Below are 21,833 nucleotides of genomic sequence, written 5' to 3'. Positions count from 1 at the left end.
CATACGTGCTGGAAGAGCTCGATCTGCATAAAGCAGAACTTGAATTGGCCGCAATTCGCGTGGATTTGCGTGAAACTGCGTCATTTACAGGAAATATGCAGCGAGCCAGCCCTGTATGTGTGTGTAATATGGGCTCTTCCGGAATGCCTTTGGGAGTCGCTATGCAAAGTGGTATTTTCAAAAAAGGCAATTTATCTTTTAAAAATTGAATTTAACATCAAAACGGACGGTTAATTTTCAAAAACGTCGATTTATCTTTTTTCTCAAACAATGCTGGCGCCTCACGGGTTCGCAATTTATTAAAACGAACAACCGGGGGGTCGCTGTGCTCAGCAACCTTCATGCAAGCTAAAAACCGGACGAGATGATTGCAAATGTGCCGGAATCTACACCAAACCGGCCCAATAAAATAAGTCCTCCGCAAAACATCCGCTTATGACTGGCCCTTTACTAGCCAATTAACATTCCTAAAACCACCCTGTTCCGGCAACTCAATCCCTTGCCTGCTCAACCTTCAAATTAACGTTATAGCGCGGCATCGCACCGGTGAGCCGTTCCTCCAGTTCATCTTTCAGCATTCGCCGTTCTTCCCTGGTGAATTTCCTGGTGAATGTGGCCGTCACAAATGCATTCTCGCCGACAATGCTTACCCGCTTTGGATTGAATTCGTCCATCCGTTCAACGACGCTGCGGAGCATATCCTGGTCGGTGCCTATGTTCTTGATGCCTGTATCCTCTCCGCCGGTTCCGATATCAAGGAAATTGGGGTTCAAATCTGTATCCGGCGAGCGGTCAGTCAGGTCATAGTCGTTGAAACCTTCACTGTCCGCTTTCTCTTTTTCCGCATTCATTCTTTCATATGGGTCTTCGTCATACATGGCTGCATCCGGCGGTTCAATCGGCGAGCAGGCAGTGACAGCCGCAAACACGGCTAAAACAGCCAGGGTTTTTTTAAAAAAGTGCTTCATCACAAGTCACCTCCGTATATGATTCAGAGGTAGTGTGCCCAGAGTCAGCGCGGCAAATTCACTTTAACGGCATCCCTCTGATCAAAACAAAAGAAAGCTCGCCGATTAGCGAGCCTTTAGGCGAAGACGGAGACGCTGGTGCCCTTATCGATATTTTTTAAATTGGCTGCTGCGTACTTCCTTTTTAGCGGCCTACGCATAAGCGGGGGTACCCCCAGGGAGGTGCTCTTTCCTCCCTGAGGGGATCACCGCTTATGACGATAGCCGCCGGCGCCTGGAGCTGGACGATTCCCTCCTGGCTTTTTATCCGCAGCGCTTACATTTTATAATTTTTAACAACGAAAAAAGCCTGCCGTTACGGACGGCAGGCTTCACATCAGGACTTAGCTGTATTTTCTTGTTTCAGCTGGTCTGAAATCTTGGGCTTGTTCGGCACATCGTGACAATGGCGGCAGCGCGGCTCGTATGATTCCGATGCACCAACAAGGATGATCGGATCGTCATAGGAAGCGGGCTCGCCGTCGATCAGGCGCTGGGTCCTGCTTGCCGGTGAACCGCACACAAGGCAAATCGCCTGGAGCTTGGTGACCGACTCAGCCAGGGACATGAGGTCCGGCATTGTGCCGAACGGCTCGCCGCGGAAATCCTGGTCAAGGCCTGCGGCCAGGACACGGTAACCGCGGTCGGCCAGTTCTTCGACGACGCCAACTATTTCTTCATCAAAAAATTGGACTTCGTCAATACCGACAACATCCGTTTCAGGAAGCACATTCTCCAGAATATCACGTGAAGCCGCCAGCGGCTCCGCTATGACCGATGTTCCGTTATGGGAAACAACCGCTTCTTCGCTGTAACGGTTATCAAGGGCAGGTTTGAATACCTGAACGTTCAATTTTCCGTACTGGGCCCTTCTCACCCGCCGAATCAATTCCTCCGATTTTCCCGAGAACATGCTCCCGCATATGATTTCAACCCATCCGCTCTGTTTCATGACGTACATGGACGGTCTCTCCCTTCCTTGTTTCCGCTCACTGATGCAATACCGGCTTTCAAACAAACCTTTTCCGTCTTAACTATCATTCGACAAAAATATGTAATTTCCCCTCGAAAAAGGGGAAATTCGCGTAAAAAAACAGGCAAGAATATGAATCTTGCCTGTTTCCCAAGATCAGTATGATATTCACTCGATCGGCGAAACGCCTTTTGGAATGAATGATTACTTGAGGTTGTATTTTTTTCTGAAACGATCTACACGGCCGCCTGCATCAGCAAACTTCTGGCGTCCAGTATAGAAAGGATGGCACTCGGAACAAACTTCGACACGGATATCTTCTTTTACAGATCCTGTTTCGAATTCGTTGCCGCAAGAGCACTTAACCTTCGCTGTGTTGTATTTAGGCTGGATTTCAGTTTTCATGCCTTACATCTCCTTCCGCCCTGAATCTCATTGGAAACAGAGTTTTAATATATATTCCCAGAGTGCAGTCTCTTCAAAGAAGCGTTAGCTCCGTTAAACGCCGCACATCTTTTGAATCAATGCTGGCATGCCGGCAAGCAGATGTCTGCCAGGCGGCATATCTAACCACACAAATGAAATTATAACAGGATAAAAGATGTTTTGCAACATCGCGGATGAAATTATCCTTTCGCCCGTTTTACCCCGCCGCTCATTTCCTGTGACATCATATCAAAAAAATCTTCATTCGTTTTTGTCTGGCGCAGTCTCTTCATGAAACGTTCCACAAAGTCAGGCGCATCTGACATTGACTTGCGGATCGCCCAAAGCTTGTCGAGGTGGTCCTTCGGAATGAGAAGCTCCTCTTTCCGCGTGCCGGACCGGCGGATATCGATTGCCGGGAAGATTCTTCGTTCGGCAAGGGAGCGGTCAAGGTGAAGCTCCATGTTGCCTGTGCCTTTGAATTCCTCATAAATGACATCATCCATGCGCGAGCCGGTGTCGACAAGTGCTGTCGCCAGAATTGTCAGGCTGCCGCCTTCTTCAATATTCCTTGCAGCACCGAAGAACCGTTTCGGGCGGTGGAAGGCAGCCGGATCGATACCGCCGGACAGGGTGCGTCCACTCGGCGGGATTACGAGGTTGTATGCCCTCGCCAGGCGGGTGATGCTGTCCATTAGAATGATGACATCTTTTTTATGTTCGACAAGGCGCATGGCCCGTTCAAGGACGAGCTCGGACACTTTGATATGGTTTTCGGGCACTTCGTCAAACGTTGAGCTGACGACATCGCCGGCAACCGACCGCTCGATATCCGTCACTTCTTCAGGACGCTCATCGACGAGCAGCATGATGAGTTCCGCTTCCGGATGGTTGGCCGTAATGGCGTTGGCGATCTCTTTTAAAAGCATCGTCTTACCTGCCTTCGGAGGCGCAACGATCAAGCCGCGCTGCCCGAATCCGACTGGCGCGATCAAATCCATGATTCGGGTGGAAAGCCTGTTTGGAGCGGTTTCCAGCCTCATATGCCGGTCAGGATATAGCGGGGTCAGCGCCGGGAAGTGGACACGTTCTTTCGCCGTTTCCGGGTCTTCCCCATTTACGGCTTCGACATGGAGAAGGCCGTAATAACGCTCGTTTTCTTTTGGCGGCCGCACTTTTCCGGATACTTTATCACCATTTCTGAGGTCAAAACGGCGGATTTGCGAAGCGGAAATGTAAATATCCTCAGCACTTGGAGAATAATTGATCGGGCGGAGGAAACCGAATCCTTCTGACTGGATGATTTCAAGGACGCCTTCCATGAACAGCAAGCCGTCTTTTTCAGCCTGTGCTTTCAGGATGGAAAAAATCAGTTCGCGTTTCGTCAGCTTGCTGTAATACGAAATCTTGTAATTACGGGCGAGTTCATATAAGTCTTTCAAGTTTTTTTCTTCAAGGTTGGAAATAGTTAAAATCATTATGACACCACACTTTTTCTTTTTTGACTGTAAAGATATTTTGGCACTTCAGGAAAGGACAGCTGGAAGGCTTTTTAGGGTCTTTATGCGCGGTTGTTTGCACCGCATTAGAAGAAAATAGGAAAGAAGAAATTCTCCGAAGCAGATGTGGCAGCACTTCTTATTTTTCCCTTTATACGTTTCTTTATACTACTCTATCAACTTAAACGCAACGGGTTTTTTCAGCTGGCGGTCTTTATCGGGAGAAATCAGGGATGATATCCCCTTCATTTTAGAAGGCAAACATAGGAAGCGGCGAACGCATGAATGTGTCCGCCGCGCTGTTCAATGATATGTGGTTCGGCCAATTAAGGCTTGATGACAAGATTCGGCTTCTTGACAAGGCTATGGCGCCCGTCAATAAACCTGACCGTACCGGACTTCGCCCTCATGACAACCGACTGAGTCGTGCCATTGCTTCCTTTGAACTGGACCCCTTTAAGCAATTCGCCGTCCGTTACACCTGTTGCGGCAAAAATGGCATCATCGCCGCCTACGAGGTCTTCCATCATGAGAACCTTGTTGATATCATCGATTCCCATCGTTTTGCAGCGCTCAAGCTCTTCCTCATTTTGAGGCACAAGCTTGCCCTGGATTTCACCGCCAAGGCACTTCAGGGCCACAGCTGCAAGCACGCCTTCAGGGGCGCCGCCTGTTCCGAACAGGATATCAACACCGGTCGTATCAAACGCCGTGTTGATCGCACCGGCTACATCTCCATCCTGTATCAGCTTGATGCGGGCTCCCGCTTCCCTGATTTCCTGGATAATGCCGGCGTGGCGCTCACGGTTGAGAACGGTGGCAACGACATCTTCCACCTCTTTGTTCTTGGCTTTTGCCACCGCTTTAAGATTATCGAGCACAGAAGCATTGATATCGACCTTGCCGACCGCTTCCGGGCCGACTGCAATTTTGTCCATGTACATGTCCGGTGCATGCAGCAGGTCGCCATGATCAGCAACAGCCAGCACAGCAAGTGCATTCCAGCCTCCTGAAGCGACAATGTTTGTCCCTTCAAGCGGGTCGACGGCGACATCGACACGCGGACCATAGCCGGTACCGAGCTTTTCGCCGATATAAAGCATCGGCGCCTCGTCCATTTCCCCTTCACCGATCACAACCGTGCCCTTCATCGGGACGGTATCAAAAACATCCCGCATAGCGGACGTTGCCGCATCATCGGCTTCTTCCTTCTTGCCGCGGCCCATCCAGCGGGCAGAAGCGAGCGCAGCCGCCTCCGTTACACGGACCAATTCCATTGACAGACTTCTTTCCATTGTTGTTCCTCCCCCGGCTCCTATACTTGAATTGATATTCAAAACGTTTTGTATGCGTTTGCTTTGCCTGCAAAAACAAAGGGAAACTCCTTAAATGCCGGGCTGTGCGTCAGGCCGTTCCCCTTTCTAACAGCGAGAATCTTACAAATTTAACGGTAATCCTTTTCGGGAAATAATGCAACCCTTAAGAGCTCTGCAGCTGCTCAATTTCCTTTTCGGTCATCTTTTCACGCCAGATTTCAGCACCAATGCCTTTGAGCTTTTCAACCAGATTTTCATAGCCTCTGTCAATATGCTCCAGGCCGGTGACTTCCGTAATGCCGTCTGCCATCAATCCGGCTACAACAAGGGCGGCACCTGCCCGCAAATCGCTCGCTTTCACTTTCGCCCCCTGCAGCTGGACAGGGCCATTCACGATTGCGGCATTTCCCTCTACTTTAATGTTAGCGTTCATGCGCCGCAGTTCATCAATATGCTTGAACCGGGCGCCGTAAATTGTATCCGTCACAATGCCTGTCCCTGAAGCGGATGTGAGCAGGGCTGTGAAAGGCTGCTGGAGATCGGTCGCAAATCCCGGATAGACAAGCGTTTTAATATCTACCGTTTTCAGGTAGTCAGATCTCGAGATGAGCGCCTGTTCATCACTCGTTTGGATTTTGACACCCATTTCACGCAACTTTGCGGTCAGGGATTCGAGGTGCTGCGGGATGATGTTGTCAACAACGACATCCTGCCCGGCAGCCGCCGCCATGATCATGAATGTGCCTGCTTCAATCCGATCCGGGATGATTGTATGCTGGCAGCCGTGGAGCTGGTCGACACCCTGGATGCGGATGACATCTGTTCCGGCACCTTTGATCTTTGCCCCCATGCTTGTCAGCAATGTCGCCACGTCGATAATTTCCGGTTCTTTGGCAGCATTTTCGATTGTCGTCTGCCCTTTTGCACGTACAGCGGCCAGCATGATATTAATGGTCGCACCGACGCTGACGACATCCAGGTAAATGCGGGCGCCGTGAAGCTCTTCAGCACGCAGATAGACTGCCCCCTGCTCATTTGTCACCTGGGCGCCAAGCGCTTCAAACCCTTTGATATGCTGGTCGATCGGCCGCGGTCCAAGGTGGCATCCGCCCGGAAGGCCGATAACCGCTTTCTTGAACCGTCCGAGCATCGCACCCATCAAGTAATAAGAAGCACGCAGTTTTTTTACTTTTCCGTTCGGAAGCGGCATTGCCACCATGTTCGACGGGTCTACACTGATTTCATTATGATCGACATTCACCTTGCCGCCGATTTCCTCGAGCAGCGAGCTCAGGATGTGAACATCCGATATGTTTGGAAGCCCTTCTATTGTTACCGGTGATTCTGCGAGAATTGCAGCCGGTATCAAGGCTACGGCACTGTTTTTCGCTCCGCTGACTTTAATTTTTCCGGTCAGTGTTCGTCCGCCTTCAATTTTAAGCTTTTCCATCTTGGTCTCCCTTCCAGTACTTGCTTTGATGAAGTTAATCTCCATTATTAAAGCTTTCGGAAGCAGCACGCAACGCTCCCGTATGTACTAAAAACAGTTGAAATGATGAATCTTCCATCCAACGGGCCGGCTGCACAGCAGAAGCGCCGTGAGGTCTCTTCCGCCCCGCGGATCCTATGCTTTACAGCTTTCACATAGCCTGCTTGAACTTAATCTATTACCTACTAGTTTACACGAATTTTACGTTTTCATGTGCATTATTTTCCACTTTTGAGGGACAACCTCACTTCCTTCATCAACAAATAATTGCCGCTGTGGAAAAACATGGCCCTTATCCATTCTTTTTCCCATTTTGCCTTTGTAAAAAACTTTGCGGCTGGAACTTTTAGCATGGAAAGAGGAAAAATGTGGTCATGAGGCAAGGATTGACTGTGAAAAAAATAGTCCATAGTCAAAACTTGGTTACCAGCAGACGAACCATTTATCTTGCTTGCTGCCCTGGCTGAAGAGGCTGGGATTTCCAGAATACGATGAAAGACTTCAAGACGAAACCTGGGTATTGTATCTTGATATGGGGAGTTGATTTCCGCTCCAGGGGCTCGCTTTCCGGAGGCCGGGCGCTGAGCCTCCTTATCGCTGCTCTTGCGGGGCCTCAGCTGTCCCGCTGCTTCCGCAATTAAAAAAGCAGTCCAACCCATACTGAATTGAACTGCCCATTAGTATCTTCTTTACTATTAGATTCCGTAACCGAAAGCGCTTTTTTAACGGTTATTCCAGTCAGCAAGGAATTTCTCGATGCCCTGCTCGGTGAGCGGGTGCTTGAACATTTGCGTGATGACCTTCGACGGCACTGTTGCAATGTCGGCGCCGTTCAGGGCAGCTTCAGTCACGTGCATTGGGTGTCTGATCGAGGCCGCGATAATCTGGGTGTCAATATCATGGATGGCAAAAATTTCAGCGATCTGGGCGATCAGCGCCATGCCGTCATGTCCGATATCATCAAGCCGTCCAAGGAACGGGGACACATAGGTCGCACCGGCACGCGCAGCCATCAATGCCTGGTTGGCAGAAAAGACAAGCGTCACATTCGTTTTTATGTTTTGTTCGGAGAATTTTTTAACAGCCTTCAGGCCGTCAGGCGTCATCGGCACCTTGATTGTGATATTCGGTGCGATTTCGGCAAGCTTTGTTCCTTCTTCAATCATTCCTTCAGCATCAGTGGCGATGACTTCAGCGCTGACGGAGCCTGATACTTCATCAGTTATTTCCTTAAGCCGTTCCTCGAAGGTCACATCTTTTTCTTTTGCGACAAGCGATGGGTTGGTTGTAACTCCCGCCAGCAAGCCAAGCGAATTCGCTTCCCTGATCTCATCAAGGTTTGCAGTGTCGATAAAAAACTTCATTCCTCATCCCTCCAGATATCTATGGTATGAATAGTTAAAAAACTATTAAGAAAAAGGAAACCGCCTTACCAGTAGACGGTTTCGCTTTATTCTGCAATTGTTATGCTTTATTGGAAGAACCGAATTCACGCATTTTGCCGATGACTGTTTCTTTGATGGCATCGCGTGCAGGTCCAAGATATTTACGCGGATCATATTGTTCAGGCTGTTCTGCAAGAACCTCACGTACACGCTTAGCGGAAGAAATCTGGTTCTCCGTATTCACATTGATCTTGGCTGTGCCAAGGGAAATCGCTCTCTCGATATCTTTTGTAGGAATTCCTGTGCCGCCGTGAAGTACGAGCGGTATACCTGTCAGCTTGCTAACTTCTTCCATGCGGTCGAAGCCAAGGTTCGGTTCGCCTTTGTACGGGCCGTGAACAGAACCAAGTGCCGGAGCAAAGCAGTCAACTTTCGTTTCTTCAACAAGACGGTCGCACTCTGCCGGAACCGCATATGCCGCTTCAGCATCATCCACGATTAGATCGTCTTCCTGTCCGCCGATGCGGCCAAGTTCAGCTTCAACCGATACGCCGTGGATATGTGCAAGCTCAACCACTTTTTTTGTAAGAGCGATGTTTTCATCAAGCGGGAAGTGGGAGCCGTCAATCATAACGGAAGTGAATCCGGCCTGGATTGCCAGGGCGCACTTTTCAAAGCTGGAGCCATGGTCAAGGTGAATGGCGACCGGAACGGTCACTTTATATTCTTCCATCAATGCTTCGACCATTTTCACAACCAATTTGAATCCACCCATGTAACGGGCAGCTCCTTCAGAAACACCAAGGATGACCGGAGACTTTTCTTCCTGGGCAGCCTGCAGGATCGCCTGTGTGAACTCAAGATTGTTCAGGTTAAACTGTCCTACAGCATAACCTTCTTCTTTGGCTTTATTTAGCATTTCTGTCATAGAAACTAAAGGCATTCTTGTATCCTCCTTAAAAATATCACATGTCTTTATGATTTACCCACTGTAAACTGAACATACACACCTTCGTGGATAATGACAGTGTTTTGCAGCGGCGGGAAGAACATGCTAAGTTTTCTCCTCTAGCATACCAATACGTTTCAAGGAGGGCAATACAGGCTTTCTGACGGGGTTCGGCGTGTAAACGTTAACAACATCGCTGAATCAATCTTTCGTTAATTATGAACAAATTATTAACATTTTTATGAGCATATGAAAAGGCCGGCTTCTGCTGCAGGGCCGGCTTTTTTATGGGTTGAACGTATGGAAATGTCGTCCTGAAGATGATAAAATCGGAAAATTTCAACCTGAACTACAGAGTGTTTGACCGGTCTGCCTAACTGGAGGCAAGAATCTCCCTGACAGACTGCCTGATTTCGTCAATGTCAAAAGGCTTGGCGAAATGAGTTAGGGCACCAAGGTTTTTCGCTTCCTCGATCATATCCAGTTCACCATAGGCCGTCATGATCATAACCCTTGTTGAGTCATCCTTTTCTTTCATCCGCTTCAAAATCTCAATCCCGTCCATCCCCGGAATCTTCATGTCAAGCAGGACAAGGTCCGGCTTTTCATTTTCCAAGATGGAAAGTGCCTGGACGCCATTGGCAGCCTGGAAAGTCTCGTAGCCCTCTTTTTGGAAAACTTCATTGAGCAGAATTCGGATGCCGTACTGGTCATCGACAATCAGAATTTTTTCACCCATATAAATCACCTCACTTTACGGGATTGATAAATTACTGAGATTATGTATAAAAAACATTAACTTCCAATGTATTCTTTCAATTACTTCGGTTTTCCTGCCGACTTTACATAAAACATTTCACCAGTTTCCATCAGGAATATTTATTTTTCGGCAAAATTCTGGTTTTTGGAACTGTTTGAGGTGAGGGGCGGGTTCGTTTGAAGCGTTCCGCTTGCGCTGTGGTGCGATGGACTCTGTTGAATTGTCTGGTCTCTTTATATTAAAGGTGATTCTGGCCGGTTGTCTTCCAGACTATGTATGATGATGATTGGCGAGCAACTCGAGGTTGCAGGCGTAATGTTGCCGGAATGGTACAACGAGTTCGGCGTGAAACAAGTGCTCTGGCGTGAATAGCCAGAGATTTGGCGTGAATAGGCTGGGTTAGCGCGTGAAATGTGAATGGGTTGGCGTGAAAGTTCGAGATTGTGGCGCGAAACCCGGCCCCGGCTGTAATAGCTCGCAGAGTTCGGCGTGAAAACAGGGTCCAACAGCGTGAAAAATATGTCGTTTAGGGTGAAACAGCCACAACTCTGCGCGAAATTAAATGTCCGGAGCCACTATCCGTCATCCCGGTCTAACAAAACCATTTTTTAACGTGCATTTCCCCTTGAAATTCAAACACTTTGGCGTTCGGCACGCCGAACCTGTAAGATAGATGTCAGAGCATCACCTTTTTCCAGGGAGGGCGACATATATGCTTAAAATATTTGCCACACAGCTGTCCGGTATTTTCAAAAAAATCGGGGAAGAAGAGGAAATGGCGATTGAAGACGGGGCACGTGCTGTCAGCCAGGCCCTTGTCGGTGACGGAAATGTATACATATACGGTGCCGATGAAATGAAGGCTATTGAAGGACAGGCTTTGAGTGGGCCCGAGCGCTTTCCGGAAGCGCGGCCGCTTATTGACAAACACGGAACGATGGCCTCGTTGACTCCCGTCGACCGGATCATCCTGGCCACCCGCTTTTCGGATGATGAAAAAGTTGTGGATATTGCCAAAAAGGCCGCAGAAGCAGGTGCTGTCGCTGTCGGCATATCCGCAGTCAGGGAGAGTGACGGGCCCGGCCTGCACGAAGAAACGGACTTCCATATTGATACAAAATGTGTGAGAGCACTGCTTCCGCAGGATGACGGCGAGCGTATCGGGCTTCCTTCAGGCATTGCTGCGCTGTTTGCTTATTACGGCCTGTATTTCAGTGTGCTGGAGATTATGGAGGAGTACGACTAAGCCCATATCCTGAAGCAGAACGTCTATTTGTTTAGAGGATTTTTTAAAACTGAGGCTGTGTTAAAGCTCAATGTTGATTTATTGGAGTGGAAGGTGCGAGACTCCTGCGGGACTAGCGGGACAGGTGAGACCCCACAGGAGCGGAGCGACGAGGAGGCTCACCGCCCGCCCCGCGGCAAAGAAGACACTGTGAGTGCGACCGGAGGGAAGCAGGAACAGATGTCGCACTTGTGCCCTTGGGTGAAAGCGAGTACCTTCAACGGAAATCAACACTAGCGTTTAACAGAGCCAAAACTGAAAGTGAATTAGAGAATTCAAGAAAATCAATGGAGGTACTGGATGGAATTTAAGCAAGTAAAGAAAGGCTTTAAAGCAGTGTGCTTAAAAGGAACTGGGGCATTTGCAAATTTGGCACTGAAGTTCCTGTTCTTGCACAGCAGCTTTTACTTCGGTCAAACGAAATTCATAACCATTCTGAAACAGAGATCGCTTTCTTTCAGCCCAAAAAGGATTTAAACCATCTAGAGGGCCACTATTATGCAGGATTAATTGTTAATGACCCATTAAATGACGTTCCTCCAGGAATGAGTTTTATTGAAACTGCACAAAGTTATGTGACCACCAGAGGGAAAGTATCCAATATCGGAAACCTTCATGCCCAGTTATTGAAGTGGGCTAAAAAACAGGGGTATCAAAGAGATTTGGAATCCTATATAGTTGAAACCTATCATCAAATGGAAAAAGGAGAAGAGGTGGAAATTTATCTGCCGGTCCGTCTCTGATTTTGGCATTCTTACTTTTGCTTAATAAGACATTAACATACCTCATGAAAATCCGGAAACTGTCTAAACCACAATCTTAAAGCAACAAAAAACCCGAAAAAGCTCATTCCAGCTTGTTCGGGTTTTTATTTCCATACAGGACCAGCAAAGACGACGTATTTGGATTCAGCAGCTAACTAAGGGCAGCTGCGCCTTTGTCTTGATAATTCGCCGGCACTGGCGAGTTTTCTTTAAACAGATTACTGATTTTCCCTGTATTTCAGAGACGCGCCGATGAAGTCGCGGAAGAGCGGCTGCGGGCGGGTCGGACGTGAACGGAATTCCGGGTGGAATTGGGAAGCGAGGAACCATGGATGGTCTTTCACTTCGACGATTTCCACAAGGCGGCCGTCCGGGCTTGTACCTGAGAATACGAAGCCGGCAGTTTCCATTTGCTGGCGGTATTCATTGTTGAATTCATAACGGTGGCGATGGCGCTCGTAAACGATTTCGTCCTGATAAGCCGTATACGCATTCGTTTCTTCTTTCAGTTTAGCCGGATACAGTCCGAGGCGAAGCGTGCCGCCAAGGTCTTCGATATCCTTTTGCTCAGGAAGCAAGTCAATAACCGGGTATCCCGTTTCCGGATTGATTTCTGAAGAGTGGGCGCCTTCAAGTCCAAGGACATTGCGGGCAAATTCCACTGATGCAAGCTGCATTCCCAGGCAGATGCCGAAGAACGGAACCTTCTTCTCACGGGCAAAACGGATCGTTTCGATTTTCCCTTCAATTCCGCGGTCGCCGAATCCGCCTGGTACGAGGATGCCGTCCACATCACCGATCAGTTCTTCTACATTTTCCGGTGTGACTTCTTCAGCATTCACCCATTTGATCTGGATATCAGAATCAAAGGCATAACCGGCATGGCGAAGCGATTCCACGACAGATAAATAAGCATCTTGCAATTCCACGTATTTTCCGACAAGCGCGATATTCGTCACCTTTGAAAGGTTTGTCACTTTTTCAACGAGCGCTTTCCACTCGGTCATTTCCGCTTCATTGCATGTCAGTTTCAGATGGTCGCAGACGATCTGGTCGAAATGCTGCTCCTGTAATGCGAGCGGCACCTGGTATAACGTATCAGCATCGAGTGCTTCAATGACAGATTTGGAATTGATGTCACAGAACAGCGCAATTTTATCTTTCATATCCTGCGTGAGCGGCATTTCCGAGCGCACAACGATGACGTTTGGCTGAATGCCAAGGCTGCGCAGTTCCTTTACGCTGTGCTGGGTAGGCTTTGTCTTCATTTCCCCTGCAGCTTTGATGTAAGGCACAAGGGTCGTATGGATGTACATGACATTATCTACACCGACATCACTTTTGATCTGACGGATCGCTTCCAAAAACGGCAGGGATTCGATATCCCCTACAGTACCGCCGATTTCAGTAATGACAACATCTGCATTCGTTTCCCGGCCGGCACGGAAAACACGTTCTTTGATTTCATTCGTGATGTGCGGGATAACCTGCACTGTGCCGCCGAGATAGTCGCCGCGGCGTTCCTTTTTCAGTACCGTACTGTAAATTTTACCGGTTGTCACGTTGCTGTTCTGGCTGAGGTTGATGTCGATGAAGCGTTCATAGTGGCCAAGGTCAAGGTCAGTTTCAGCACCATCATCTGTAACGAAAACTTCACCATGCTGATACGGGCTCATTGTCCCCGGGTCCACATTGATATACGGGTCGAATTTCTGGATAGTCACATTCAAACCGCGGTTTTTCAGCAGGCGGCCGAGTGACGCTGCAGTGATTCCTTTTCCAAGCGATGAAACGACACCGCCGGTTACGAAAATATACTTTGCTGTCATATTTGCACTTCCCCCTCAAGATTCTATATTATTTTTACCAATTCATTAAAAAGTAGACTGTGTTAAAGCTCAATGTTGATTTTTTATACTAGTTGATTGGAGTGGAAGGTGCGAGACTCCAGCGGGACTAGCGGGACAGGTGAGACCCCGCAAGAGCTATAGCGATGAGGAGGCTCACCGCCCGCCCCGCGGAAAGCGAGTACCTGCAACGGAAATCAACACTAGCGTTTAACAGAGACAAAAAGTAAAAGAGATGCTGTAAAAGACGTGATGTTCTTTCCCTTTTCCTCAGGGGGTCTTGCATCTGATGACTTTATTATAAAATGACTCTGTTAAAGCGTAATGTTGATAAAAAGCACATCAAAGCCGGTGATTTTTCTGCGGTCACTTCACAGTTTTGATGTCCGTTTTTCCAATCAACACTGTCATTTAACAAAGCAGCAAAATAAAAAAACAAAAGCGCTCCGCCTTCATTTCCAAAGGGGGAGCGCTTTTGTTTTATATCAGTACACGATCATTTTTAGAGCCCAAATAGAATTTTATCCGGTTCGACATTTAATGTCAAGTTGTTTACTCGTCTTCATCAAGATCGTCAAGATCGTACTCATCTTCCTCGATCAGTTCTTCGTCAACCTCTTCTTCGTCATCATCATCGTCAAAAGCCAGGTCTTCATCCTCTTCAAGAATGTCGTCATCATCATCGTCAAATGATTCGACGTCTTCTTCCGCTTCATCATCGAAACCTTCTTCGTAATCATCGTAAAGGGCACGCTTTTTCTTTTTCCGCTTCGGCTTGACCGTTGCGTTCAAATCGTCCTCATCCGAATCATACGGATACCAGCGGCTCAGACCCCAGTGATTATCACCCAGGCTGACAAACCGGCCGTCGAGATTCATGTCTGTGTAGAACTGGGCGATGCGCTGCTCCACTTCCTGCCTTGTCATTCCTTTTACATCGGCAATTTTCAGCACAAGATCCTGAAAATCATACGACTGACGTTCTTCGGTCAGGATTTCCACTGCAATTTCGATCATGGACATTTCTTCAACTTCATAGTCCTTATATTGACTCAATGCCATCTCAGCCACTCCCTTGCAAACGGTTTTATCATGACAGGTACTCAAAAAGCCCGGCTTCCGCGTGGTGCAGGCCCGTTATACACGGTGCCCCTGCAGCCCGTCCAGCTGCCGGCCGTTTTCGCGTCCTTGTTCACATACGAAAAATAGACTGCTATATATTATTGCCAGATTTACCTGCTGTAAAACAGGCGCCCTTATAAAAATCGTACCATTCATTATAAACAAATATGGTAAGAATATGCTACTATTCACCGTAACTTTTTTAATTTGTCCATATTCACAGCGGTGACTTAAGCAGATTTGTCTGCGTTAGTGCTTCTGAACAAGATTATAAGTTACCAGCCTCATAAATGAAAGGCAAATGAATGCCCGCCGGAAAATAAATATTTTATGGATGTCACTATAAAATCATGGAAGCCTTTTAAAAAAAGAGGAAAATGCGCAGAAAACGCATTTCCCTTCCCTGTCTTACATGTTGCGCCGGTACTGCCCGCCGACTTCGTATAGGGCATGTGTGATCTGTCCGAGACTGGCCACTTTCACGCATTCCATCAGTTCCGCGAAAATGTTGCCGCCTGTTACAGCTGTTTCTTTAAGGCGTTTCAGTGCTTCTTCCGTTTCACTTTCATTTCGCTCTTTGAACGCATTCAGGTTTTCGATTTGCTGCTCTTTTTCTTCCTTCGATGCCCGTGCCAGCTGAATTGTGTTCATTTCTTCTTCTGAAGGCGGGTTCGGGTTGCGATAGGTGTTGACACCGATGATCGGCAGTTCGCCGGTATGTTTTTTCATTTCATAGAGCATTGATTCTTCCTGGATCTTGCCGCGCTGGTATTGGGTTTCCATGGCGCCGAGCACGCCGCCGCGGTCGTTGATCCGTTCGAACTCCTGCAGTACCGCTTCTTCAACAAGGTCGGTAAGCTCATCGATGACGAATGAACCTTGCAGCGGGTTTTCGTTTTTGGAAAGGCCATGCTCCTTTGTGATGATGAGCTGGATCGCCATTGCGCGGCGGACCGATTCTTCGGTCGGCGTTGTGATGGCTTCGTCGTATGCATTCGTATGAAGCGAGTTACAGTTATCCTGCAGCGCCATCAGAGCCTGCAATGTCGTCCGGATATCATTGAAGTCGATTTCCTGGGCATGCAGGGAGCGCCCGGATGTTTGCGTATGGTATTTCAGCTTCTGGCTCCGTTCATTCGCACCATACTTGTCACGCAGCACCGTCGACCAGATGCGGCGCGCCACCCTTCCTATCACGGTGTATTCGGCATCCAACCCGTTTGAGAAGAAGAAGGATAGATTCGGTGCAAAGTCGTTGATATCCATGCCGCGGCTCAAGTAGTACTCGATATACGTGAATCCGTTTGCAAGTGTGAATGCAAGCTGTGAAATCGGGTTCGCACCCGCTTCAGCGATATGATAGCCGGAAATCGACACAGAATAGTAGTTGCGGACTTTATGGTCGATAAAGTACTCCTGGATATCGCCCATCATCCTTAATGCGAATTCAGTCGAGAAAATGCACGTGTTCTGGCCCTGGTCCTCTTTTAAAATGTCGGCCTGGACAGTTCCGCGGACCGTCTGTAATGTCTTCTCCCTGATTTCCTCCGCTTCCGCTTCATCCGGCTTGCGCCCGTTTTCCTCTTCAAACCGTTCAAGCTGCTGGCTGATCGCCGTGTTCATGAACATGGCGAGAATGATCGGCGCCGGCCCGTTGATCGTCATCGAAACAGACGTTGTCGGGGCAATCAGATCGAACCCGTCATAGAGCTTTTTCATATCTTCAAGCGTGCAGATGCTGACACCGCTTTCCCCGACTTTCCCGTAGATGTCCGGGCGCGGGTCCGGATCCTGCCCGTAAAGAGTGACGGAATCAAACGCGGTGCTGAGCCGTTTTGCTTCATCATCCTTAGAAAGGTAATGGAAACGGCGGTTGGTCCGTTCCGGTGTTCCTTCTCCGGCAAATTGGCGTTTCGGGTCCTCGCCTTTACGCTTGAACGGGAATACGCCGCCAGTATATGGAAAGGATCCCGGGACGTTTTCTTTGTACACCCAGCGCAGGATTTCACCGTAGTCTTCGTATTTCGGCAGAGCCACTTTCGGGATGGAGATCCCTGATAACGTCTTGGTATTCAGTTCGGTCCGGATTTCTTTATCGCGGATTTTAACGACAAATTCATCACCGCTGTATTTTTCTTTCAGTTCAGGCCAGTTTTCCAAAATCAGTTTCGACTCATTGGTCAGTTCGCTTTCAATGCCGTCACGCAGGGTTTCAAGCGACCGGACCACTTCGGCATTTTGCTCTTTCGCCTTCAGCGCTTCAAGTGTCCCCTCAACCTGGTAAAGCCTGCGTGCGACTTTCACCTGATGATCGGTATGGCGGTGGTAATCGCGCACCGTTTCCGCAATTTCCCGCAGGTAGTAACGGCGGTTCGGTGATATGATTAAATTTTGCTTTTCCACTTTATCGGTTCGTGCAAGCGCTGTTGTCCAATCCGTTCCGCATTTTTGATTGACGGCTTCTACAAGGACGGAGAACAGCGTGTTTGTCCCCGGATCATTGAATTGGCTTGCGATTGTGCCGTATACCGGCATGTCGGAAAGGTCGCGGTCAAACAGCATATGGCTGCGCTGGTACTGTTTTTGCACCTGTTTCAACGCATCTTCGGAACCTTTACGCTCGTATTTATTGATGACGATTAGATCAGCGAAATCAATCATGTCGATTTTCTCAAGCTGGGATGGGGCCCCGAATTCGCTCGTCATCACATACATGGACACATCGCTGATTTCTGCAATTTCAGCATCACCCTGGCCGATTCCGCTCGTTTCGACGATGATCATATCGAAATCGGCCGCTTTGACAACCTGGATCGCTTCTTTGATGGCTGCGGACAATTCGGTTTTGGATCCTCGAGTCGCGAGGCTGCGCATATAAACGTTCGGCGAAAAAATCGCATTCATTCGGATACGGTCACCCAGGAGCGCTCCGCCGGTTTTTTGTTTCGTAGGATCGACAGAAAGAATGGCGATTTTTTTATCGGGCAGTTCATTCAGGAACCGGCGCACCAGTTCGTCGGTGAGCGAGCTTTTCCCTGCCCCGCCTGTTCCGGTTATTCCGAGTATCGGAATATCACGGGTCATATTTTCCAGCACGGACAAATCAGCGGCTTCAGCCGTAGCCGCAGCCGTTTCCTTATTGGCGGACAGCTGGTTTTCCGCAAGGGTGATGACACGCGCAATTGACTGGGCATCGCCTTTTGCCACGCCGGCCAGTTCATCGGTCACGCCTGTTACGGTCGGAAAGTCGCATTCTTCTACCATCAGGTTGATCATGCCCTGCAGGCCCATCTCGCGGCCGTCTTCAGGTGAAAAGATGCGGGAGATGCCGTAATCGTGCAGTTCCTTTATTTCCCGCGGAATAATGACACCGCCGCCGCCTCCGTAAATGCGGATATGCGACGCCCCTTTTTCCTGCAGCAAGTCATACATGTATTTAAAAAATTCAACATGCCCGCCCTGGTAGGAAGTGATCGCAATACCCTGGACATCCTCCTGAATGGCAGCGTTGACAATTTCTTCGACAGAGCGATTGTGGCCGAGGTGAATGATTTCAACCCCATTGGTCTGAAGAATGCGGCGCATAATGTTAATCGAAGCATCATGGCCGTCGAACAAACTTGCAGCGGTTACAAACCGAACATGGTGTTTCGGACGATAAATTTCCGTTTGAGACATCCGCTCATCTCCCCTTTGTTATTATTCAGCTTTTCTTCCAAATGACAATTGCATGTTATTCAGTGCCTCACTCTTCCCTTTCTGATAGAGGAAGCCGTTGAACAGCAGGTTTGTCTGCAGTTCCGTATACTCTTCCAGCGTGTACTGTTTTTGCAGTATCCAGCGGCGAAACCCCCACATCTGTCCCTGGACAAAAATATTGTGGGCTCCGAGCCGGATTCCGGATTCCGTCAACTCGATATCTCCATTTCTCACACAACTGCGAATGACGTCTTCAATCAGTTCAACCATTTCCAGTTCCTTTTTGAGTACGTATGGGAGGGCGTCTTTTGTGAGGGATTTTGCTTCCTGATACATCACCAGCACTTCATCCTGCATTTCATCCATTACTAGAAAATAAGCGGCGATCGCTTTTTTCAAATCGGCAAGGTTTCCTTCTTCCTGTGTGATCGCCTGGCGCATCCGCTCCTGGACATGATCGTAAATACTGTCGCAAACGAGATACAGGACGTCTTCCTTTTTACGGATATATTCATAGAGCGTCCCGACACTGAAGCCCGCAGCAGCAGCGATTTCCCGCGTTGTCGTCCTGTGGAATCCTTTTTCCTTGAATAACGTAACCGCCCCTTTGATCATCTGGTCTCTCCGCAGCTGGACCTTCTTTTCATCCTTTACGTTACTTGGTACCTGTTGTTTTCTCATCCCCATCCCTCTCTTCCAGCCGATTTATCCACTTGCCCGCAATTTCCCGGGCGATGGAATATGGGTCTGATTGGCCGGTGCGCAGATTTTCCAGCCACTTGGGGCCGGTGTTTTTTTCCGATTCAATGAGCCGGCGCATGATTTCGTAATGTGCGACTTCATACACTTCTTCTTCAAGGTGATGCGCCCGGCGCCGATCGCCTTCACCCGATTCTCTCAAAAACGTTCTGTGCCGCTCAATCGTTTCCCATAATTCCGGCAGGCCTTCGTTACGGGCAGCAACCGTTTTGACGATCGGCGGGTTCCATTTTTTTCCTGATGTATTCATCAAATCAAGCAAGCTTTCAATTTCGGACATAAGCTTTGGAACACCGGGCATATCTGACTTATTGATGACAAACAAGTCGGCGATTTCCATGATTCCCGCTTTGAATACCTGAACGGCGTCACCGCTTCCAGGTGTCAGTACGACTGCTGTCGTATCGGCGATTTTCATGATGTCGAGTTCGGATTGGCCGACTCCCACCGTCTCAATTAAAATGACATCGAATCCGAATGCATCCATCAGCCGGACTGTTTCTTTTGTTGTTCTCGACAGTCCGCCAAGGCTTCCCCGCGTCCCCATACTGCGGATGAACACCCCCGGGTCGGTGAAATGTTCCGCCATCCGCACTCGGTCGCCAAGAAGCGCTCCCCCGCTGAAAGGACTCGTCGGATCGACCGCCACGATGCCCACTGTCAGGTTGAGCGACCGAAGATGGGAGATCAGCCGGTTCACAAGCGAACTTTTTCCCGCCCCCGGCGATCCGGTCAGCCCAATATAATGGGCATTGCCTGTCAGCGAATGAATGTCCTTCAATAAAGCCAGCTTCTCCGGATGATCATCCTCAACATATGTGATCGCCCGTGCCAGCGCCCGTTCTTCTCCTTTTTGTATCCGTTCGGCGAGGGGGTGCATCATTTGTTTCCTCCTTGTTGATTCACTTTGTTGCATTGCCTGTTGCATTGCCGTTCGATTGCCTGGCAATTGCCTCGCAATTGCCAGGCAATCATAAGTCAAAAGTCCTATTCAGTCAGCAGCATGCGGGAGATGACAAGGCGCTGGATTTCGTTTGTGCCTTCGTAAATCTGGGTGATTTTCGCGTCGCGCATGTAGCGTTCAACCGGATAGTCTTTCGTATAGCCGTAGCCGCCGAATACCTGGACCGCTTCGGTTGTGACCTGCATGGCGATATCGCCTGCATACAGTTTGGACATCGCCGATTCTTTCCCGTACGGCAGTCCTTCGGATTCGCGCCATGCCGCCTGGTAGGTCAAAAGGCGGGCCGCTTCGATCTGTGTCGCCATATCAGCGAGCTTGAAGCCGACGCCTTGCTGCAGGCCGATCGGTTTGCCGAATTGTTCGCGTTCTTTTGCATATTCAACAGCAGCATCAAGCGCTCCCTGGGCAATGCCGACTGCCTGGGCTGCAATGCCGTTGCGGCCGCCATCTAAAGTCTTCATCGCGATTTTGAAGCCGTCGCCTTCTTCACCGAGGCGGTTTTCAACCGGCACGCGGCAATCCTCGAAAATGATTTCAGTTGTCGGTGACGAACGGATTCCCAGTTTCTTTTCTTTTTTGCCGACGGAGAAGCCCGGGAAATCTTTTTCCACGATGAACGCGGTTGCGCCTTTTTGCTTCTTCTCCGGATCGGTAAGGGCGAATACAATATAAATATCTGCATAGCCGCCGTTTGTAATGAAGATTTTGGAACCGTTCAGCACATAATGGTCCCCGTCACGTTTCGCCGTTGTTTTCATATTGCCTGCATCAGACCCGGATCCCGGCTCGGTCAGGCCGTAAGCACCGATTTTTTCCCCGGCGGCGAGCGCAGTTAAGTACTTTTGTTTCTGCTCTTCCGTTCCGAACTTGAACAGCGGCCACCCTGCCAGCGAAACATGAGCAGAAAGTGTTACGCCAGTTGATGCGCAGACACGGGACAGTTCTTCAACTGCAATGACATAACCGAGATAATCGTTGCCGATCCCGCCGTATTCTTCCGGCCATGGAATTCCCGTGATGCCCAGTTCAGCCATTTGATCGAAAATCTTTTTATCGAAACGTTCTTCTTCATCGCGTTCAGCCGCAGTCGGAGCGACCTCATTTTTAGCAAAATCACGGATCATTTTACGGAGCATTTCATGTTCTTCTGATAGTTTGAAATTCACAATATTTCCTCCTCTGGGAATCTATTTAATATTGTGCTGCAGTCCTGAACTCGGCGCCGGCATTCTTTGAATGGTTGATTTTTAAATTGTCAGGTGCTTCGGATGTTGGGTACCGTCCGATTCATGGGGCTGCCTGCACAGGAAATCAGCAACATCACGGAAAATTTGATTACCGGCATGCGATTTTTAAATTTAAAAAGTTTTTAAACTATTTCAGGCAGTTTTTACCCGGGTTGCGGGAATACGATGCTGTTTGGAGGCTTTTATGGATGATTTGGAACAGGAGCGGCGCATTTTCACGCCGCAGCGAGCCTGTTTCACGCCAAACTCCGAGGATTTCACGCTGAAAGCTGTCTGTTTCGCGCTGATACTACCGATTTTCGCGCCAAAGCCGCCGTTTCACGCCATAACCCGGCCGTTTCA

Annotated in this window: 19 protein-coding genes; 3 read left to right on the top strand and 16 right to left on the bottom strand. The window is 48.9% G+C overall.

What is annotated here, in order from left to right:
* Positions 1–5: 5 nt before the first annotated feature.
* Positions 6–209 carry a hypothetical protein gene (locus A4U59_RS05190; RefSeq protein WP_066176138.1) on the top strand — a complete coding sequence of 68 codons (204 nt, stop codon included), beginning with the start codon at positions 6–8 and terminating at the stop codon, positions 207–209.
* Positions 210–491: 282 nt separating this feature from the next.
* Here A4U59_RS05190 and A4U59_RS05185 read toward each other — a convergent pair whose 3' ends face one another.
* The 10 genes from A4U59_RS05185 to A4U59_RS05140 all read right to left on the bottom strand — a co-directional run bounded on the left by A4U59_RS05185 (position 492) and on the right by A4U59_RS05140 (position 9,783).
* Complete coding sequence (locus tag A4U59_RS05185) at positions 492–968, bottom strand: hypothetical protein (protein WP_066176135.1); 477 nt, start codon at positions 966–968, stop codon at positions 492–494.
* A 376-nt stretch (positions 969–1,344) separates the two neighbouring features.
* The gene (locus A4U59_RS05180) at positions 1,345–1,968 is read right to left on the bottom strand and encodes a thymidine kinase (RefSeq protein WP_066176133.1); all 624 of its coding nucleotides are present in this window, start codon (positions 1,966–1,968) and stop codon (positions 1,345–1,347) included.
* Positions 1,969–2,184: 216 nt separating this feature from the next.
* Entirely contained in the window at positions 2,185–2,385 is a 201-nt protein-coding gene (rpmE, locus tag A4U59_RS05175) for a 50S ribosomal protein L31 (protein WP_066176131.1), read from the bottom strand.
* A 221-nt stretch (positions 2,386–2,606) separates the two neighbouring features.
* Complete coding sequence (gene rho / locus A4U59_RS05170) at positions 2,607–3,884, bottom strand: transcription termination factor Rho (RefSeq protein ID WP_066176128.1); 1,278 nt, start codon at positions 3,882–3,884, stop codon at positions 2,607–2,609.
* A gap of 347 nt (positions 3,885–4,231) precedes the next feature.
* Complete coding sequence (gene glpX, locus A4U59_RS05165) at positions 4,232–5,200, bottom strand: class II fructose-bisphosphatase (RefSeq protein ID WP_066176125.1); 969 nt, start codon at positions 5,198–5,200, stop codon at positions 4,232–4,234.
* A gap of 184 nt (positions 5,201–5,384) precedes the next feature.
* Positions 5,385–6,671 (bottom strand): UDP-N-acetylglucosamine 1-carboxyvinyltransferase, encoded by a 1,287-nt coding sequence (locus A4U59_RS05160; RefSeq protein ID WP_066176122.1) that lies wholly within the window; start codon positions 6,669–6,671, stop codon positions 5,385–5,387.
* Between the two features lie 257 nt (positions 6,672–6,928).
* Positions 6,929–7,369, bottom strand: a complete 441-nt coding sequence (locus A4U59_RS21970; protein WP_066176118.1) for a hypothetical protein — start codon at positions 7,367–7,369, stop codon at positions 6,929–6,931.
* 63 nt (positions 7,370–7,432) lie between these two features.
* Positions 7,433–8,074, bottom strand: coding sequence for a fructose-6-phosphate aldolase (gene fsa, locus A4U59_RS05150; RefSeq protein WP_066176116.1), 642 nt, complete (start codon positions 8,072–8,074; stop codon positions 7,433–7,435).
* 100 nt (positions 8,075–8,174) lie between these two features.
* Positions 8,175–9,038, bottom strand: coding sequence for a class II fructose-bisphosphate aldolase (locus tag A4U59_RS05145; protein ID WP_066176114.1), 864 nt, complete (start codon positions 9,036–9,038; stop codon positions 8,175–8,177).
* A 379-nt stretch (positions 9,039–9,417) separates the two neighbouring features.
* Positions 9,418–9,783, bottom strand: coding sequence for a response regulator (locus tag A4U59_RS05140; protein WP_066176110.1), 366 nt, complete (start codon positions 9,781–9,783; stop codon positions 9,418–9,420).
* A 733-nt stretch (positions 9,784–10,516) separates the two neighbouring features.
* On the opposite strand from A4U59_RS05140, the gene A4U59_RS05135 reads away from it, so the two are divergent.
* On the top strand, positions 10,517–11,050 hold the full coding sequence (locus A4U59_RS05135) for a DUF2529 family protein (protein ID WP_066176107.1): 534 nt from the start codon (positions 10,517–10,519) through the stop codon (positions 11,048–11,050).
* Positions 11,051–11,427: 377 nt separating this feature from the next.
* Positions 11,428–11,832 (top strand): GyrI-like domain-containing protein, encoded by a 405-nt coding sequence (locus A4U59_RS05125; protein ID WP_245680499.1) that lies wholly within the window; start codon positions 11,428–11,430, stop codon positions 11,830–11,832.
* A 239-nt stretch (positions 11,833–12,071) separates the two neighbouring features.
* Here the strand turns inward: A4U59_RS05125 and A4U59_RS05120 are convergent, their stop codons facing one another.
* The 6 genes from A4U59_RS05120 to A4U59_RS05095 form a co-directional block, all read right to left on the bottom strand.
* On the bottom strand, positions 12,072–13,682 hold the full coding sequence (locus A4U59_RS05120) for a CTP synthase (RefSeq protein WP_066176102.1): 1,611 nt from the start codon (positions 13,680–13,682) through the stop codon (positions 12,072–12,074).
* A gap of 570 nt (positions 13,683–14,252) precedes the next feature.
* Complete coding sequence (gene rpoE / locus A4U59_RS05115; protein WP_066176097.1) at positions 14,253–14,762, bottom strand: DNA-directed RNA polymerase subunit delta; 510 nt, start codon at positions 14,760–14,762, stop codon at positions 14,253–14,255.
* Positions 14,763–15,230: 468 nt separating this feature from the next.
* On the bottom strand, positions 15,231–18,500 hold the full coding sequence (gene icmF / locus A4U59_RS05110; RefSeq protein ID WP_066176094.1) for a fused isobutyryl-CoA mutase/GTPase IcmF: 3,270 nt from the start codon (positions 18,498–18,500) through the stop codon (positions 15,231–15,233).
* Between the two features lie 21 nt (positions 18,501–18,521).
* The gene (locus tag A4U59_RS05105) at positions 18,522–19,202 is read right to left on the bottom strand and encodes a TetR/AcrR family transcriptional regulator (protein ID WP_066176090.1); all 681 of its coding nucleotides are present in this window, start codon (positions 19,200–19,202) and stop codon (positions 18,522–18,524) included.
* Positions 19,177–20,160 (bottom strand): methylmalonyl Co-A mutase-associated GTPase MeaB, encoded by a 984-nt coding sequence (gene meaB / locus A4U59_RS05100; protein ID WP_066176282.1) that lies wholly within the window; start codon positions 20,158–20,160, stop codon positions 19,177–19,179. The genes A4U59_RS05105 and meaB overlap by 26 nt, the downstream gene beginning before the upstream one ends.
* 107 nt (positions 20,161–20,267) lie before the next feature.
* The gene (locus A4U59_RS05095; RefSeq protein ID WP_066176085.1) at positions 20,268–21,410 is read right to left on the bottom strand and encodes an acyl-CoA dehydrogenase; all 1,143 of its coding nucleotides are present in this window, start codon (positions 21,408–21,410) and stop codon (positions 20,268–20,270) included.
* Positions 21,411–21,833 lie beyond the last annotated feature (423 nt).

The organism is Bacillus marinisedimentorum (assembly GCF_001644195.2).
Taxonomy (GTDB): Bacteria; Bacillota; Bacilli; order Bacillales; family Bacillaceae_O; genus Bacillus_BL; species Bacillus_BL marinisedimentorum.
Note: the sequence above shows the minus strand (reverse complement) of the source record. Positions and strands in the feature narration are given on the sequence as shown.

Excerpts from the sequence above, each read along its gene's own strand:
- A4U59_RS05120 (WP_066176102.1), bottom strand. The coding sequence starts at position 13,682 with ATGACAGCAAAGTATATTTTCGTAACCGGCGGTGTCGTTTCATCGCTT.
- icmF (WP_066176094.1), bottom strand. The coding sequence starts at position 18,500 with ATGTCTCAAACGGAAATTTATCGTCCGAAACACCATGTTCGGTTTGTA.
- A4U59_RS05105 (WP_066176090.1), bottom strand. The coding sequence starts at position 19,202 with ATGAGAAAACAACAGGTACCAAGTAACGTAAAGGATGAAAAGAAGGTC.
- rpmE (WP_066176131.1), bottom strand. The coding sequence starts at position 2,385 with ATGAAAACTGAAATCCAGCCTAAATACAACACAGCGAAGGTTAAGTGC.
- A4U59_RS05140 (WP_066176110.1), bottom strand. The coding sequence starts at position 9,783 with ATGGGTGAAAAAATTCTGATTGTCGATGACCAGTACGGCATCCGAATT.
- rho (WP_066176128.1), bottom strand. The coding sequence starts at position 3,884 with ATGATTTTAACTATTTCCAACCTTGAAGAAAAAAACTTGAAAGACTTA.
- A4U59_RS21970 (WP_066176118.1), bottom strand. The coding sequence starts at position 7,369 with ATGGGTTGGACTGCTTTTTTAATTGCGGAAGCAGCGGGACAGCTGAGG.
- A4U59_RS05135 (WP_066176107.1), top strand. The coding sequence starts at position 10,517 with ATGCTTAAAATATTTGCCACACAGCTGTCCGGTATTTTCAAAAAAATC.
- A4U59_RS05160 (WP_066176122.1), bottom strand. The coding sequence starts at position 6,671 with ATGGAAAAGCTTAAAATTGAAGGCGGACGAACACTGACCGGAAAAATT.
- meaB (WP_066176282.1), bottom strand. The coding sequence starts at position 20,160 with ATGCACCCCCTCGCCGAACGGATACAAAAAGGAGAAGAACGGGCGCTG.
- fsa (WP_066176116.1), bottom strand. The coding sequence starts at position 8,074 with ATGAAGTTTTTTATCGACACTGCAAACCTTGATGAGATCAGGGAAGCG.
- rpoE (WP_066176097.1), bottom strand. The coding sequence starts at position 14,762 with ATGGCATTGAGTCAATATAAGGACTATGAAGTTGAAGAAATGTCCATG.
- A4U59_RS05180 (WP_066176133.1), bottom strand. The coding sequence starts at position 1,968 with ATGTACGTCATGAAACAGAGCGGATGGGTTGAAATCATATGCGGGAGC.
- glpX (WP_066176125.1), bottom strand. The coding sequence starts at position 5,200 with ATGGAAAGAAGTCTGTCAATGGAATTGGTCCGTGTAACGGAGGCGGCT.
- A4U59_RS05185 (WP_066176135.1), bottom strand. The coding sequence starts at position 968 with ATGAAGCACTTTTTTAAAAAAACCCTGGCTGTTTTAGCCGTGTTTGCG.
- A4U59_RS05145 (WP_066176114.1), bottom strand. The coding sequence starts at position 9,038 with ATGCCTTTAGTTTCTATGACAGAAATGCTAAATAAAGCCAAAGAAGAA.